The following is a 16,368-nucleotide window of genomic DNA, read 5'->3' as shown; positions in this document are numbered from 1 at the left end:
TTTTGCCCCGGACTTTACATATATGCAGGAAATTAAAACAAATGTGAAAAGTTAAGGAGGGTCTTTATGAAGAGTTATATAGCTAAGCCAGCAGATACTAAGAGAGACTGGTATATAGTTGATGCCGAAGGTAAGACTTTGGGTCGTATAGCAACAGAAATAGCAACAGTATTAAGAGGAAAGAATAAGCCAACATTTACACCACACGTTGACGGTGGAGATTTTGTTGTAGTGGTAAACGCTGAGAAGGTAGTATTAACAGGAAAGAAGCTTACTCAGAAGTTCTACAGATATCATACAGGTTATGTAGGTGGGTTAAAGGAAATATCATATAAAGAAATGATGGAAAAGAAGCCAGAAGAAGTTGTAGCACATGCAGTTAGCGGAATGCTTCCAAAGAATAAGCATAGAGCAAGCATGATGACTAGACTAAGAGTATTCAGAGGTGCTGAACATACACATGCAGCTCAGAACCCACAGGTTTTAAACTTTAAGTAGGATATCGAGAGGAGGATTTTGATTAATGGCTAATGTACAATATTACGGAACAGGAAGAAGAAAGTATTCTGTAGCTAGAGTTAGAGTAGTAGCTGGAGAAGGTAACATAAAGGTAAACGGAAAGAATGTAGAGGATTACTTCAACTATGATACACTTATCAGAGAAGTAAAGCAGCCTCTAGTAGTAACTGGAAATGAAAACAAGTATGACGTTATCGTGAATGTTCAGGGTGGCGGATACACTGGACAGGCTGGTGCAATAAGACACGGTCTATCTAGAGCTTTATTGAAGGTTGATGCAGATCTAAGACCAGCTTTAAAGGCTGAAGGTTTCTTAACAAGAGATCCAAGAATGAAGGAAAGAAAGAAGTATGGTTTAAAGGGTGCCAGAAGAGCTCCACAGTTCTCAAAGAGATAGTTTCAAAGAGGATTCATACAGAATTTACAAACCCCAAGAATTTTTCTTGGGGTTTTTTATTGTATAAAAATGTATTAATAATATTGTAAATCTTGTAATGTCTTTTAATTTTTTATGAAGTTAATTAATACGATAGAAAGGAAAAATATACTTAGGTAAATGAATACAATTCAAAAAATATACTTAAGAATATTTTTTGAAAATAGAGCGTATACAGTTGAAAGAATAAATTACGATTATTAATAGAAAAAAATCTACATATAAAAGTTATAAATATAAAGTTATGGTAAAAATTGTTAAATTACTCTGCTTGACAGAGCATTTTTAGTTTGTTATACTTTTACTGTATTTTGTTGGGAATTTTACGAATTTCGATGAATTTGTATTTTTAGGCACTAGATTTATCGTTTTAATCTAGTGCTTTTTTTCGCTTTATTGAGAAATTTTATAACTATAGACGGTCTAAACTCTAAAAAATATTTGGCAAAAAATAGTTACTAGCAAACTAGTGAATGAAAATAATGAGTTATTATAATTAAAGGAGCTACTTTGTATGAAGAATAGAAAAACTGATATATTTTATAATGAAAATAGCGTCAAGAGAAATTTGATACAGCTAAATTTTGAAGTAAAAAATTCACTTCTAAGAATAAATAATTCAGATAAGTATAATTTGTTGGACTTGCACCTTGATAGTGAAAATACGAAAGAAAAGTGTTCCTTTTCAAAGAATATAATAGAAACAATGTTTTCTATTATAGAAGATAATAATTGCTGTATTATGCTTTTAAATAAAGAAGGAGAGCTGATATTTTACGATGATAGGGCTTCAATAATAGATGATTATGAAGATTTTGCCTATTTTTTAAAAAGAAAGGTATCTTTTTCAGAAGAATGTCATCAAGATAAATCATCTGGAAAAGCAAGATACTATGATTCTAGGACTGATAAGTACTATGAAATATCTTGTTATTTTATGAAGCTTCAAGAGGATTTTATAGTATATAATATTTGTGATGTAAGCAATCATGAAAGACAACGTAAAAAATTATTGAAGTACTCTTTTACAGATTCAATGACAGGAATTTATAATAGGAGATTCTGTATAGATAAAATAAAAGAAAATTTATTAGATAAGAAGAAATTTACATTGATTTTTCTTGATCTAGATATTCTAAAATCCATAAATGATGAATTTGGTCATCTTGCAGGAGATTTGTATATTGTTGAAACAGTCAATACAATCAAAAAATATATTGGTGAAAATGATTATTTTTGTAGATATGGTGGAGATGAGTTTATATTATTATTGGAAGAAAGCTTATATACAGAAATTGATAAGAAGATGGAAGAAATAAACTATGAGATAAAATTAAAAGATGAGGCAAGAGGTGCAGAATTTTTTAATGTGAGCTATGGCGTAGTTTATATTGATGAAAATAATATAAAAAGTTTTGAAGATATAATTATAGAAGGCGATAAAAAAATGTATGAATATAAGAAAAAATATAGAAAAAAACTAGACAAGTAAAATTTAACTTTAAATACATTAGGAGGTATTTATGTATTCTCAAATTCTATATATAATAGGATTTACTTTGATTATTATATATATATTGATGGGTATTGATGACTTTATTTGGGACTTGATATCCTTGACTAAAATTAAGAAAAAAGATGAATTAAACTTTTATGAAATAGATAAATTGCGACCAAAAATGTTTGCAATAGTGATAGCAGCATGGAGCGAAAGTGATGTTATTTATGATGTGGTAGAAAATTTAATTGAATCACAAAAATATCCGAAATCTATGTATAAGATATTTTTGGGTGTATATCCAAATGATCAAGATACAATAGAGGCTGTGAAAAAGATACAAGAAAAATATAAAAATGTTAACTGTATAATTAACTATAAGAATGGACCTACATCCAAGGCACAGAATATCAACTATGTTATTTCTCAAATAGTAAAATATGAGAAGGAAAATAATAAGAGGTTTTATGCAATAACAGTGCATGATTCTGAAGATTTAGTTCATCCTTATGAATTGAAAATGACGAATTACCTCATTGATAAGCATCAAGCAATTCAATTTCCCGTATTTCCATTGATAAAAAAACCGAATTTCAGGAATTTTTTTGCTAATATTACGACAAATACTTATGCTGATGAATTTGCAGAAAATCATTTTTTGACTATGAGAAATAGGTCGAATATGAAGGCCCTAGTACCTTCTGCAGGAACAGGATTTTCACTATCTAGAGATCTAATAGATAGGTTAGGAGATCAGGTGTTACCAGAAAATAATCTTACTGAGGATTATAAATTATCCTTATCACTGTATGAAAAAGGTATAAAGATGTATTATGTTTTGGAGAAAATAAAAAGAATTGATTTTGAAGGTAATTTACGTACAGAATATATAGCTACAAGATCAATGTTTCCGAATACATTTAAAACAGCAGTAAAACAAAAAACTAGGTGGATTTTAGGTATAACAATGCAATCGCTAAAATTTAGAGATATTTTTAATAGAGATTTATCCTTTGTAGGGAGATATTCCCTGTATAGAGATCAAAAGGCGAAGATAGGAAATTTATTGTCAATTATAGGATATCCTGTATTGATTTATTTCCTAGCATCATTATTTTTTGACCTGCAAGCTATTTACCCTAAGTATTCCTTGTCCTGGTGTCTTAGCTTTATTGTCTTGATATTAATGTTAGAAAGACAGGTATTTAGAGCGATTGCCCTAAAAAAGGTATATGGATGGAGAAGTGTTTTTTTTGGATGCTTGCTTCCACCTTTGATACCAATACGTATTATATGGGGAAACTTGATTAATTTCGTGGCTACTTTAAAGGCATATACTCAGATATTACGATCTAAAAGAAAAGTTAAAACTTATAAAAAAGAGAACGCTAAAAAAATAACATGGTCTAAAACAAAGCACTCATTTTTGGAAAAGCATATTTTAAAAAGGTTTCATAGAAGGTTTGGTGATGAACTTTTGTCCAAGCAATATATAAGCTCAGAAACATTAAATAAGGTATTATTGAAGAAAAATGAAGATGATCATCTAGGGAAAGTTTTATTAGAATTGAATTTAATTAGTGAAGATCAATTTTTAGATGCCCTATCTTCAGCTAAAAATATTTTAACTATAGAAAAAAAATCTTTAAATCTTTATAATCTTTCTAAGTATAAAGATCAATTTGAAGAAAAAGAATTAATAAAAATGAACATGGTTCCAATATTTAAGTCTGGAGAAGATTATGTATTTGCATATGGAACATCTGCTATAATTAGTGAAGCGTGTTTCAAAAAAGATGACGTATATGACAATAAGCAAATAATTATAGCATCTGATTCTTGTATCAAAGAAGCTATATCTCTTATATATAATGATGAAAAAATATTGAGCAACGATTGTTATCAAGAAGAAGATTTTATAAAAAGACTAGATAGGGAAGAAATAGTAATTATAAGAAATCATGCCTCAAAAGAAGGTATATCAGAGCTTGAAATGGCGGCCTGTATTGGATCGCACTACTTACAATATGAGTAGAAGAAAAGTTAAAAAAATTAAAGTGGAAATAATAAAAAAACACCTTCAAAAGAGCGTTACCATATGAAAACATGAAGAAAGAAAAGCAGCCGTCTATTCGCAAGATGTTATCCAACTTCAAGGGCTGTATCCTTTTTACAGTGATAAATACAATATTACGAAGCACCTGAAATACAAATACCTATATAACCATGACAAAAAAACACCTTTGACCCGGAAAAGTATTTAGCCCGTTTACGACGCAGCATGGCAGTATTGAAAGCTGATGATGTATTTACCGTCGTTGATGTTGGAGGTTATAAAACAGAAAAGCCAGCCGACAAGTAAACGGCTGGCTTTTCTGATAGTAGGGCTTATTGGTAATAAAGCAAACTACTTCAATTTACTTTTATATTCCGATTTCAAAATACTCATTAAAATAATATCATGCCATTTACCCGAACGATATAAGGCACTTCTTAAACTTCCTTCATGCACAAATCCCATTTTTTCATATAGTTTAATCGCATTTATATTAAAGGAAAAGACTTGTAAATACACTCTGTGCATATTCAGTTCCTTAAAAGCATAATCCATTATCAGAGCCATTGCAGAACTGCCGATACCTTGCCCCCACATATCCTTTGCACCAATATCAATAACACATTCTGCTGAACGGTTTTTATAATCTATGTTTATAAGAGAAATAATTCCAACAGCTTTATCTGCCTTTTTATGTTCGATAATATAGCCTTTTGCATTAGATATATTAGCCATCATTGATATATACTTTTCTGTTTCCTCGAGTGTGTAAATATCAAGGTTTGGGCTTGTGCTATACATTACTTCTGTATCATTACGCCAATTATGATATATTTCAAAATCATTATTTGTTAATTTTCTTAATCGGATAGTTTCAGTTTCAAACATATTGCATACCTCCTTAACTACGTTCATTTTCTGCTATAAACCCAACCAATTCATAGTTGTCTATTTCACTATAAGCAGTTATTTTATTATACACTACAAAACTAGCTAAGGCAACAAGGAAAGGAGGTATAGCAGCTAGCTACCGCCAAATTGGTATAATAGCAGGATATTTGATAGACAAAACTAAAAAAGGTAATTTAATAACATTGCTATCTTTTAGTATAATGTCAATTGCAGTGATTTTGACAAATGTATTGTCTGGAAGTGTGACGATTATATTGCAACTAATACTTCTTTCCGGTGGCATAGGACTTTCGGCTGCATGTATTATGATTATTGCTCCTGATGCTGTTGTCAATAAAAAATTGATAGGTATGAGTATTTCAATTGTGAATTTCGTATACTATATAGGTATCTTCATTGGAACTCCATGTGTTGTAAAACTTGTAGAAATGACAAATTCATGGAAAATGGGAATAAATTTTATGTTTCTTATAAGTATTATAGGAACTTTCTTGGTGCTTTTGTATTATAAAACAGATACTAAGAAAATATAAGTGAAATAAAGGAGAGTAGCTATGAAGATAAAAGCAGCAGTTGTCAAGAAAAAGGGCGGAGCATTTGAAATGTGTGAAGTTGATCTTGCTGATGCAAAGGAAGACGAATTATTAGTGAAGGTGGTATCAAGTGGAATTTGTCATACAGACGAATTTGGAAGACAAGGTGGAATTAATCAAAGATTTCCTGCTGTGTTTGGCCATGAAGGTGCTGGAATTGTAGAAAAAGTAGGATCTAGGGTAAAGGGAATAAAAAAAGGAGATCATGTAGCATTTTCTTATAGTTACTGTGGTCATTGTGATGCATGTAGGGAGGGAAAACCTTTCTATTGTGAGTCTTTTAATGATATTAACTTTGGTGGAACAGCATCTGATGGAAAAACTAGAATATCTATGAATGGTGAAGATGTAGCCATGTTTTTTGGACAATCATCTTTTGCTCAATACTCTATTGTTGACCAAAAAAGTGTTGTAAAAGTAGATAGCGATGTAGATTTAGCTTTGATAGCTCCTTTGGGTTGCGGTATTCAGACAGGAGCGGGAACAGTTACAAATATAATAAAGCCGAGCATTGATTCAACAATTGCAATATTTGGAATGGGTGCAGTTGGTTTGAGTGCTCTTATGGCAGCTAATTTAGAGCATTGTAAGACAATAATTGCTGTAGGAGGCAATGAGAAAAGTCTTGAGTTGGCAAAAGAACTTGGAGCGACGCACACTATCAATAGAAAGAATGTCAATAGTGTTCCAGACGCGGTAAGGGAGATAACTGCTAAGGGTGTTGATTACAGTATAGACACTAGTGGGGTTGGAACAATGATACAGCATGCAATTGATTCAACAGCCTTTAATGGATCTATATTTGTACTTGGTTCAAGTGGAGTGATTGATTCTTTTAATGTTGGTACAGATATATTAATGAATATGAAAACACTGAGGGGAACTTGTGAAGGTGAGTCAATATCACAAAAGTATATACCAGAGTTAGTGAGAATGTATAAAGAAGGTAGATTCCCTATAGATAAATTGGTTAAAGTATATGAATTTGATGATATAGAAAAAGCATTTGAAGATTCTCATAATGGAAAAGTAATTAAAGCTGTCGTTAAAATACAATAAATAAAACCAACCTTATATAAGGTTGGTTTTTATTTAAATATATTTAGATCAGTATAGATAATTTATGAAAAATATCCTGCTAAAAATCCTAACATAATATCGAAACCGTCTAGATAATTATATGAAAAAATAAAATCATATAGCTCAATATTCATATTGCTTACAAGAGCTTTTAGAGGGTTAAATGGGATGACAATATTAAATAGTGCATCAATCATAAAAATCTGAAAGATCAATATAAGCAAAATAATAAAAAATACAATTTTGTTTTTAGGTCTTGAAACTACTTTTTCTTTGATATTAAAAAATAAAAGTATACCAATTAAGAAACATATTAAGGGGATTAGAAGTTTTATATAGAAGACTCCAGATAAGTCATAGCTCATTTGTCCCAAAATCTTGTAGTAATGCTGTGCATATAGGGTTATTATATACAGGACAATTAAAAGTGCCAGGGCGAAAACTTTAATGATAGATATATTTTTTTGTTTGTTTTTCATATAAACACCTCCAATAATATTATTATTTATTTAACAATATTATAAGCTTATATTGTAAGTTAGTCAATTTTAGAAAGAGAAATATGGCCATACACAGTGTGTTTAGGCTTTGTATAAAAAAGAAGCTTATAGTTTTATAAGCTTCTTTTAAGTGATTTCTATTATAACTGTATACTATAGTGTTAAATACACATATTTCTATTTAAGTTATATAAATTATTTTATAAAGTTATATTTTATGTTGGGATAGAGTGTTATACATACTATCGGAGCTAGCAGCTTTTGTAATAGTTATATCCAAGTTCACATTTAATTTCTCCCAAATTGTTTTCTTCATATTTCTTGAGAATTCTTTTTTTATTTTCATTATTTTCCATTAAATTCATTGTTTTTTCTAGACCCAAAATAATGTCTTTGAATTTACTTCTAGGTATCCCTACAGACATGTCATTAACTGACCAGTTTGCTCTATGTCTAGTACCTATGCATAGTAGTGAAAAATTGATTTCATCGCTTTCTAGAGGTATCATAGTAGATTCATAGCATACTGCCTGATTGCCCATAGCTCTTTTGTGAATGCTAGGTCCATATGTATATGAGTATGCTTGTGTGAGCCTCATCATTACGTAAGGATTATCAAATATTAAGGCAACATCAGGCATTTCCTTGAAATTTTCCAAAGGCATTACCAGTACTCCATAATTATTTTTTAGAGAGCTCTGAGAAAGTCTTATTTTTTTTGCAGTTTCCATTTCTTTATAAAGGCCTAATTTAAACCAGTTTTCACCTGATGAATTTAGTGGATCGTTATCATCTATTCCAAATATTCTTTCTGCACTTTTGCATTTGAATTTACCCTTGCAAATTTTGATGGAATTACCTTTGGAAGCCGCTCTTACTGCTCCACAATAATTAATGCTATTTTTTACTTCCAAAGCAGAATACGTGTCATATTCTTCTTTCGTTTCTATGATTTTTACACCGACAGATTTATATTTTAAATCTAAAAGTGAGTATAGTTTTTTTACATTTACTTCGAATTCTTTACTAGTCATTTGTTTTATATTTCCTTCCCCTATATAATGTATAAATAAAAAGACCTGAAAAGTCAGGTCTAATTATATCATAAATATCAAAAATTTTGAGTTTTTCTTTATATAATGAACTAATTATTTTGCCTCATCATCATTTTTATAGAAGTTAAATACTCCTGGAAATTCTTTATTTATAGAATCTTGAGATTCCTTTGTTCTCATGCTTTTGGCAAATTCAGTAGCCCATTTAGCATTTTCGTTTTCTTTCTTTACAATTACACCCATTGGATACTTGATCATCTGTGTGTCTCTTGCTAGGAAAGTTCTAGGGTCTTTTCCTGCGCTAGACATGTGTGTGAAGAAAACACAGGCAGCATCTAGATCTTTTAGAGCGGTCACTGTCTGAGCTTGATCCATTTCGACAATTTCTAGATTTTTAGGATTTTCAGCTATATCAGCAGCAGTGTAGACATCTAGACCTGGCTTTAATTTTATAAGACCCTGTTCATCTAATATTCTTAGAGCGATATCAGAGTTCATAGGGTCGTTCATTACTGCAATCTTACCATTGTCAGGTATTTCGCTTACACTTTTATGCTTATCTGAATATAGACCTATTCCAGTATAGAACACATAAGGTTTTGCCATAACTAAGTCAGCAGATTTATTTTTATTGAATGAATCGATGAACTTTAAGTGCTGGCCGATTGCAATATCTACATCACCACTATTACAAGCTTCTAGGACTACAGGGTTTGCATCGAATGGTACAAATTCAGTTTTGAATCCCTTTTTCTCAAAATCTTCCTTACAAGCATCGTAATAAATTTGAGATATTGAAGTACCTCCTATTTTTATAGTTTTTTTCTCACCTGTTTCTTTCTTGTTGCTTCCACAACCTGTAGCTATAATAGTAGTTACAAGTAGAAGACTTAGAAAAGATATTATTTTTTTCATTTTATTTCTCCTTTAGATAATTTTAGATATTATTTCAGTTTTTCATACAAAATTTTGCTGGCACCTTGAATACACAGGACCATAATAAGTAATATTGCAACTATAAAGTACATTATTCCATAATCAAATCTTTGGTATCCATATGTAAGTGCAATTGCACCTAGTCCACCAGCGCCAACAGCACCAGCTATTGTAGAAACGTTTAGCATATTGATCAAAAGTATAGTGTAGTTTGAAATAATGCTAGGAAGAGCTTCTACCAAAAGAACTCTATATATTATTTCAAAATTACTGGCTCCAAATGATTTTGCAGCCTTTATTAACTTTGTATCCACAGTTTGAAGTGAGTTCTCAATCATTCTAGTGGCAAATGGTGTACAAGCAAAGGTTATACCGACAATTGCAGCATTTGAACCAACTGCACTACCAACCAAAGCTCTTGTTAGTGGAGCTATTGAAACTATTAGTATTATAGTTGGAAAGGCTCTTAAGATATCTGTTATTTTTCCAAGACAACTGTTTAAAACAGGTTTTTCCCACAAGCTATCTTTATTGGTCATATAAAGAATTGTTCCAAGTATAATGCCTAGAAACATAGAAATAATAGCAGAGAAAAACATGATCTTAAGTGTAGCCCAAAGAGCAGGTAATATTACCGTTGGTAGATACTCAAAAACTTTACTATTCATTTTTATCATCCTCCTTGCCAAGAAGTCTTCTTACTGCCGATGAATCCTTAGAAAAAACATCTGTTGTATATCCAGAATCGACAATTTGACCATCCTCAAGAACAACTACTTTATTACATATTTTTTTAGCAACATTCATATCATGTGTAACGACGATGATAGTGAGCTTGCTATTTTTCTTGATATCCATAAGTAAATTTAAAATTGAATTTGTCGTACTGGGATCTAATGCAGATGTAAATTCATCACATATTATGTACTGAGGATCTAGTGAAAGAGCTCTAGCAATTGCAACTCTTTGCTGTTGACCGCCACTCAACTCTTTTGGTCTTTTGTAGCAATGATCTTCAAGGTCGACTAAAGTCGCTAATTCAAGAGTTTTTTCTTTTATTAGCCCTTTATCAAGCTTCCAACACTTCATAGGAAGTGCAATATTATCCAAGACATTTCTTCTTTTTAATAGTGAAAAATCTTGAAAAATAAAACCGATATTTTTTCTTACACTTCTGACTTCGCTTGAGTTCAGTTTTGATATTTCCTTTCCATCAATAGAAATTGATCCACTGTCATAGGATTTTAGTCCAGAAATACAATCTAGAAGTGTTGTTTTGCCGGAACCACTTTTTCCGATGATTCCAAAGACATCTCCTTCTTCTATAGTGAAGCTTATGTCCTTTAGAATATTTTTGTTGTTTATTGACTTTTTAAGATTACAAATTTCTATCATCACAATCACTCCATTAATAATGTAATTTTATTGCACCGTTAAGTATAGCATGGTCAATTTTTAAGCACAATGAAATAGAGTATCTATATAAAAAAACTATAATAAGATGCGATAAAATAGCTAAGATAAATAGTGAAAAAACTATAAAAAAATATTAAAAACTACAAAAAAATAATGGGCAAAATATTTTTTAACAGAAAGTATTTGAAAAATACATTAAATTACACATAAATACAGGGCTAAATCTTATTATATAAAAAAATATTGGCAATTTACAATTGAAATAGATTTATATAAATAATGAATAACATCAATAAAATAAATTTACGATAAATATAATAAATTCATTATTTAAATATAATAAAAATATAGATTATCTAGAGCTAGAAGGTATTGAGAATAAAAAAGCATTAATTTATACTGGAATTATTTTATAAAAGGAAAGATATCTGCAAAAATGGTATAATAATAGTAATTTAAGAATGCGTTAAAATGAGTTTATAGGTTTATAGGTTTATAGGTTTATAGGTTTATAGGTTTATAGGTTTATAGGTTTATAGGTTTATTAGGAAAGTTATAGATGCAATAAAGAATTGTTGAGAGTTTGAAGCTCAATAAAAGGAGAAGCTATGGACAAATATGGAAGCAAAAGGATGATTATTTTTTTATTGGCACTGGCAATAGCTTTTGGGGTTATCTACAAAACATCTAGCGACATTAAAAAATCAAATGAAGAGTTAAGACCAGTGAGATATTTAAGTAAGATAGGATTAAATCTGGATATTAAAGATATAGAAAGTTCTAGGGTGATTTATGACGATATATCTTGGCCTGGTGAGGGGTCTATAATAGTTAAATATAGTTTGAAAGAAAATATAGATATAGATAAAGAATTAAAAAATAGTGAAAAAGAATTAGAAAAAATTAAAAAAGATGAAGATTATGAAGAAAAACTAAAACACTATAATTATATTGAAAAAATTGATAGAATAAAATTTTTAGATAAATATAAAGGCTATAAAAAGAGTTACACAGTAAATGAAGAGTTAGCTAAAACTCTAGAGAAAGAAGGTCTTTTGAAAGAAGAGAATAACTACTTACTAAAAGATTATAAAGAAGATGATAGGAGTACTATGTTTTTGTCGTATGATAAGGAAGGTAAAAACCTATTGCTATTTATTTCATTTATGTAGATTAGAATTTATATATCGTGTAAGTATTATTTTTATATTGCTTCTTATAATATAAATTAAACATTTTTATAGATAAAGAACTTTCACACCTATTTAATATACAAATGAATAAAATGATTGATTTTGTAATTTCAAGGTGTATACTAAAACAATAAAGTAAAGATATATAGGGAAGGAGAGAGTCAATATGGAGAACAATTATGTAGAGAATAAATATAATACAGCGATTGGCGTATTCTGGGGAGCTTCATTTTTCCTTGGAGCGTTAATAAGTATTTTACTGTTATTTGGAGGAAATAATTGGATAAAGTCGATACTAGTAGGAGCCTGTGTGTTTTTAATGGTTGGATTATCAATACAAGGTTTTATTACTTTATTTTCAAAGAAATAATAGTTTTTAAAATTTTAAATAATAATAGAAATTATGGATATTAGAGCTAGATCTATTAAATGAATGTGTAAAAGAGAGATATCAATTATTTGAACGTTTGATTTAATTAGCCGTCAAATATTTATTTAGAAGTATTTGATGCTCATTAAAAGTCAATTTAATATACATGAGAAGTAGGTATTTGGCAAATAAAAACAGATAGTCTAAAATAAAACTAGACTATCTGTTTTTTGTATAAAATAATATAAGGAAATGCTAATTAATATGTTTATAGAAAAGGTATTCCTTTATAATAAACAAGTATTTTTATTAGTGATTTAAATTACGGGTTCATTATAGCTTGGAACAGACTCAGCCCTGCAGCTATTGCAGAGGCCATAGTTGCTATCATTATATTTCTCTGTATCTTAGAATTTTGCTTGTCAGAAAGATGGCTGTCATAGGCATTTAAAACAGAGTTTTGTTCGTTTCTAAGAGAGCTCTGTTGAAGCATCATGATATGAACTTGATTCATGTGTTTAGCATCTCTACTAAACTTTTTTTCATCAGAAGGTGTAGAATTCATAATATAATAATCATAGTAATTATGAATGCCATACCTAGTAATATTATGTTTTTTACCAATCAGTTCGATACATTCCTCTTTAAAAAGGGCTTTCTTTGCATCTTCAAGCATCTTTTGATTTTCTATTTTAAACATAATTTTGTTCTCTAAAGCCTCAAAATCTAGATTAAAGTCTCCTTTGTCATCGACAAAGCCTACTATTATAAGATACTTGAGAAGTATTAATTCTAGCTTGAGAACTTTCATTTCATAGGTATCATTTACAAACTTTAAAAGATCAGTATCTGTATCATATTTATTATTTAAAAGACCCAACATATATTCTTCATCTAATAGTAAATTGTTTTGATTTAAATCCAAGGTTTCTCCATTTGTACTTTTTTCACTAATATAATCAGTCAATTCTTTTGCAGAGTTGAAACCTTTCTTTTTCATAAACAAGTTCATCATTCTATTTCCAGTCATATACTCACCTACTTTCCTAAGATAGATATTTGATTTTACATTAAAGCGTAAAATTTTGAATATTATGATTTTTTGACGTATTTATATTATAACATTTTTTGAAGATTTATGAAATATATCTAAAGAGATTGTTAGCATTGTACTTTTCTTGAAAAAAATAAAAATAATAAATGATAGTGTGTAATTAGCGGCTAAATTTATGATATAATACAACTTGTCGGAATATGAAAATTATTTAAAAGAGATAGTTATAATCAATAGATTATTAGACTTGATGTCTTTTATCTAGTATAAAAATATGAGTTTTTTTCGTAAATGGGGGATAATATGACACTTACTGACGCAAAAATAGGGGAAGAATATATAGTAGAAAACGTCGAACTTCCTCTTACTTTAGAAAAGAGAATGGAATCTTTAGGAATGACTAGGGGATCCAAGATCACTCTTCTACATAAGAAGAGAAATGGAACATCTGTAATCTTGATACGTGGAACTAAATTCGCAATAGGTACAGATGTTGCATCTAACATTCATGTAAGGGAGGAGTAAGATAAGTGGAAAATGAAATGACAGTTGGATTTATTGGAAATCCAAATTGTGGGAAGACTACACTTTTCAATGCTTTTACAGGAGCAAATCTAAAGGTGGCAAATTGGCCTGGTGTAACTGTAGAAAAAGTTGAAGGTTCGATGAAGTATCACAATAGCACATATAGTTTGGTAGATCTACCAGGAACATATAGTTTGACCTCATATACTATGGAAGAGCAAGTATCTAGAAACTATATTCTTAGCGATGATGTAGACGTGATAGTAGATGTGGTAGATGCATCCTCTTTGGAGAGAAGCTTATATCTTACGCTTCAGCTTTTGGAGCTAGGAAAGCCAGTTGTGATGGCCTTAAATATGATGGACATAGTAAAAAAAAGGGGAATGGAGATAGACCTTCACAGATTACCTGAAATGTTGGGTATACCTGTGATACCTGTTTCAGCACAAAAAAGAACAGGTTTGGAAATTTTACTTCATGCAATAGAGCATCATAAGGATCAAAGAGAGAAAGATAGATTAATTCATCATCACAATGAACATTTTGAAGATGAAAAACATAGAAAATATGCAATGGTGTATAGTGATTTTTTAGAAGAAAAAATAGATTTAATTACAAAAGAACTAAAAAAACTATATCCAAATATTGAAAATTATAGATGGCATTCCATTAAACTTTTGGAAAGCGATAAGGAGATAAAAGAGAAATTTCCTATAAATCTTCCAGATGTACTGGATAGAAGTTATGAAAGTGATATTATTAATGAAAAGTATGATTTTATAGAAGAAATAGTCCATGAAGTGCTTGTAAATAAGGATAAACAATCAAAATTCACTGCTAAGATTGATAAAGTACTGTTACATAATGTGCTCGGTATACCAGCATTTTTATTGATAATGGGGCTTGTATTTTTTCTTACATTTACCATTGGTGACTGGCTAAAAGGCTATTTTGAAAGCTTTGTCTCATGGTTGTCAGTTATAGTTACTTCGGGTATGACACTGGCAAATGTCAACAGTGTTGTGATATCTTTGGTAGTTGATGGAATAATTGCTGGAGTGGGCGGTATATTATCCTTTCTTCCAAATATATTCATATTATTTTTAGCTCTTGCATTCTTGGAAGATAGTGGTTATATGTCAAGAGTTGCCTATGTAATGAATAATATAATGGGAAAATTAGGTTTATCAGGAAGAGCCTTTATACCTATGATCTTGGGGTTCGGATGTACAGTTCCAGCACTGATGTCTACTAGGGTATTAGAAAATGAGAAAGACAGAAGAAGAACAATGCTTATAACGCCTTTTATGTCGTGTAGTGCAAGGTTACCTATATACATATTGTTTTCCCAGCTGTTTTTTCCTCAAAATGCAATGTTAGTTGCGTATTCTATGTATATTATAGGTTTAGCAGTGGCTATAATAGTAGCTTTTGTGCTACATAAATTTGACAGAGAAGAAAAGAAAGATCTTCTCTTGATAGAATTACCAGAGTATAAAATGCCAAGTGCTAGAACAGTTAGAATATATGTATGGGAAAAAGTAAAAGATTATATAACAAAGGCAGGTACAACAATATTTATTGCTTCTATAATTATATGGTTCATATTAAACTTTGGTCCATCAGGATATACAACAGATATGAGCAACAGCTTTGGAGCGAAGCTAGGAGCAATATTAATACCTGTCTTGGCACCAGTAGGTCTAGGATTCTGGCAGATAGTTGTGGCCTTGATAGCAGGTCTATCAGCGAAAGAAGTAGTGGTATCTAGTTTTATAGTTTTATTTGGAGTTCAAGGAACTGAATCAGTAGGACAAATGACTAGATTAAATGAACAACTTCAACAGATGGGGTTCGGACCATTGAATGCATTTTGTATGATGTTGTTTTGTCTTCTGTACATACCTTGTGCAGCTGCTATGGCAACTATACGTAAAGAAACAGGAAGTACTGGATATATGTTCAAGGTTGCAGCCTTTCAGCTGTTCATGGCTTGGGCTCTTACCTTTATAGTATATCAAGGAGCTTCTTTGATAATGGCAATATAGAATGAAATTTCAAATTGATTTTTATTAGAAATTTATGTAAGGTAAATACTTATAAAATTAAGTCGATTTATTTATAAATAGGTGCACATTTGTGCATCTATTTTTTATTAGAGTTATAATATTTAAAAGCAAAAGCAAAAGCAAAAGCAAAAGCAAAAGCAAAAGCAAAAGCAAAAG

17 protein-coding genes are annotated in these 16,368 nt (G+C 30.2%); 10 read left to right on the top strand and 7 right to left on the bottom strand.

The features are described 5' to 3' along the window. Positions 1–66: 66 nt before the first annotated feature. The 4 genes from rplM (at position 67) to RR561_RS07970 (ending at position 4,488) form a co-directional block, all read left to right on the top strand. Positions 67–498, top strand: coding sequence for a 50S ribosomal protein L13 (gene rplM / locus RR561_RS07985; RefSeq protein ID WP_332507208.1), 432 nt, complete (start codon positions 67–69; stop codon positions 496–498). A gap of 25 nt (positions 499–523) precedes the next feature. Beyond that, positions 524–916 carry a 30S ribosomal protein S9 gene (rpsI, locus tag RR561_RS07980; RefSeq protein WP_332507207.1) on the top strand — a complete coding sequence of 131 codons (393 nt, stop codon included), beginning with the start codon at positions 524–526 and terminating at the stop codon, positions 914–916. Between the two features lie 553 nt (positions 917–1,469). Further along, positions 1,470–2,447 (top strand): GGDEF domain-containing protein, encoded by a 978-nt coding sequence (locus RR561_RS07975; protein ID WP_332507205.1) that lies wholly within the window; start codon positions 1,470–1,472, stop codon positions 2,445–2,447. A gap of 31 nt (positions 2,448–2,478) precedes the next feature. Continuing rightward, entirely contained in the window at positions 2,479–4,488 is a 2,010-nt protein-coding gene (locus RR561_RS07970) for a glycosyltransferase (RefSeq protein ID WP_332507203.1), read from the top strand. A gap of 372 nt (positions 4,489–4,860) precedes the next feature. Here RR561_RS07970 and RR561_RS07965 read toward each other — a convergent pair whose 3' ends face one another. Then, positions 4,861–5,424: a GNAT family N-acetyltransferase gene (locus RR561_RS07965; protein WP_332507202.1), complete on the bottom strand. Its 564-nt coding sequence runs from the start codon at positions 5,422–5,424 to the stop codon at positions 4,861–4,863. Positions 5,425–5,567: 143 nt separating this feature from the next. Here RR561_RS07965 and RR561_RS07960 point away from each other — a divergent pair, with 143 nt between their 5' ends. Together RR561_RS07960 and RR561_RS07955 are read left to right on the top strand one after the other, a co-directional pair. Next, the gene (locus tag RR561_RS07960) at positions 5,568–5,954 is read left to right on the top strand and encodes a hypothetical protein (RefSeq protein WP_332507200.1); all 387 of its coding nucleotides are present in this window, start codon (positions 5,568–5,570) and stop codon (positions 5,952–5,954) included. 21 nt (positions 5,955–5,975) lie between these two features. Continuing rightward, the gene (locus RR561_RS07955) at positions 5,976–7,073 is read left to right on the top strand and encodes an NAD(P)-dependent alcohol dehydrogenase (protein ID WP_332507199.1); all 1,098 of its coding nucleotides are present in this window, start codon (positions 5,976–5,978) and stop codon (positions 7,071–7,073) included. 62 nt (positions 7,074–7,135) lie between these two features. Here RR561_RS07955 and RR561_RS07950 read toward each other — a convergent pair whose 3' ends face one another. From RR561_RS07950 to RR561_RS07930, 5 genes are all read right to left on the bottom strand, one after another. Continuing rightward, positions 7,136–7,573: a hypothetical protein gene (locus RR561_RS07950; RefSeq protein WP_332507197.1), complete on the bottom strand. Its 438-nt coding sequence runs from the start codon at positions 7,571–7,573 to the stop codon at positions 7,136–7,138. Positions 7,574–7,845: 272 nt separating this feature from the next. Then, positions 7,846–8,628 carry a DUF169 domain-containing protein gene (locus tag RR561_RS07945; RefSeq protein ID WP_332507195.1) on the bottom strand — a complete coding sequence of 261 codons (783 nt, stop codon included), beginning with the start codon at positions 8,626–8,628 and terminating at the stop codon, positions 7,846–7,848. 114 nt (positions 8,629–8,742) lie between these two features. Next, positions 8,743–9,564: a MetQ/NlpA family ABC transporter substrate-binding protein gene (locus RR561_RS07940; RefSeq protein ID WP_332507193.1), complete on the bottom strand. Its 822-nt coding sequence runs from the start codon at positions 9,562–9,564 to the stop codon at positions 8,743–8,745. Positions 9,565–9,593: 29 nt separating this feature from the next. Further along, positions 9,594–10,253: a methionine ABC transporter permease gene (locus RR561_RS07935; RefSeq protein ID WP_332507191.1), complete on the bottom strand. Its 660-nt coding sequence runs from the start codon at positions 10,251–10,253 to the stop codon at positions 9,594–9,596. Further along, complete coding sequence (locus tag RR561_RS07930) at positions 10,246–10,980, bottom strand: methionine ABC transporter ATP-binding protein (protein WP_332507190.1); 735 nt, start codon at positions 10,978–10,980, stop codon at positions 10,246–10,248. Before RR561_RS07930 ends, RR561_RS07935 begins: the two co-directional genes overlap by 8 nt. Before the next feature lie 629 nt (positions 10,981–11,609). On the opposite strand from RR561_RS07930, the gene RR561_RS07925 reads away from it, so the two are divergent. Both RR561_RS07925 and RR561_RS07920 read left to right on the top strand, forming a co-directional pair. Beyond that, entirely contained in the window at positions 11,610–12,173 is a 564-nt protein-coding gene (locus RR561_RS07925) for a hypothetical protein (protein ID WP_332507188.1), read from the top strand. Between the two features lie 187 nt (positions 12,174–12,360). Next, positions 12,361–12,564, top strand: coding sequence for a hypothetical protein (locus RR561_RS07920; RefSeq protein WP_332507187.1), 204 nt, complete (start codon positions 12,361–12,363; stop codon positions 12,562–12,564). Between the two features lie 322 nt (positions 12,565–12,886). Here the strand turns inward: RR561_RS07920 and RR561_RS07915 are convergent, their stop codons facing one another. Next, positions 12,887–13,594 (bottom strand): hypothetical protein, encoded by a 708-nt coding sequence (locus RR561_RS07915; protein ID WP_332507185.1) that lies wholly within the window; start codon positions 13,592–13,594, stop codon positions 12,887–12,889. A 327-nt stretch (positions 13,595–13,921) separates the two neighbouring features. Between RR561_RS07915 and RR561_RS07910 the strand changes: the two genes are divergently transcribed. Both RR561_RS07910 and feoB read left to right on the top strand, forming a co-directional pair. After that, positions 13,922–14,143 carry a FeoA family protein gene (locus tag RR561_RS07910; protein ID WP_332507183.1) on the top strand — a complete coding sequence of 74 codons (222 nt, stop codon included), beginning with the start codon at positions 13,922–13,924 and terminating at the stop codon, positions 14,141–14,143. Between the two features lie 5 nt (positions 14,144–14,148). Next, positions 14,149–16,191 carry a ferrous iron transport protein B gene (gene feoB / locus RR561_RS07905; protein ID WP_332507182.1) on the top strand — a complete coding sequence of 681 codons (2,043 nt, stop codon included), beginning with the start codon at positions 14,149–14,151 and terminating at the stop codon, positions 16,189–16,191. Positions 16,192–16,368: the final 177 nt, after the last annotated feature.

The organism is Peptostreptococcus sp. (genome assembly GCF_036639115.1).
Classification (GTDB): Bacteria; Bacillota; Clostridia; order Peptostreptococcales; family Peptostreptococcaceae; genus Peptostreptococcus.
The sequence above is the reverse complement of the archived record's forward strand: the minus strand, read 5'-3'. Positions and strand labels throughout refer to the sequence as shown.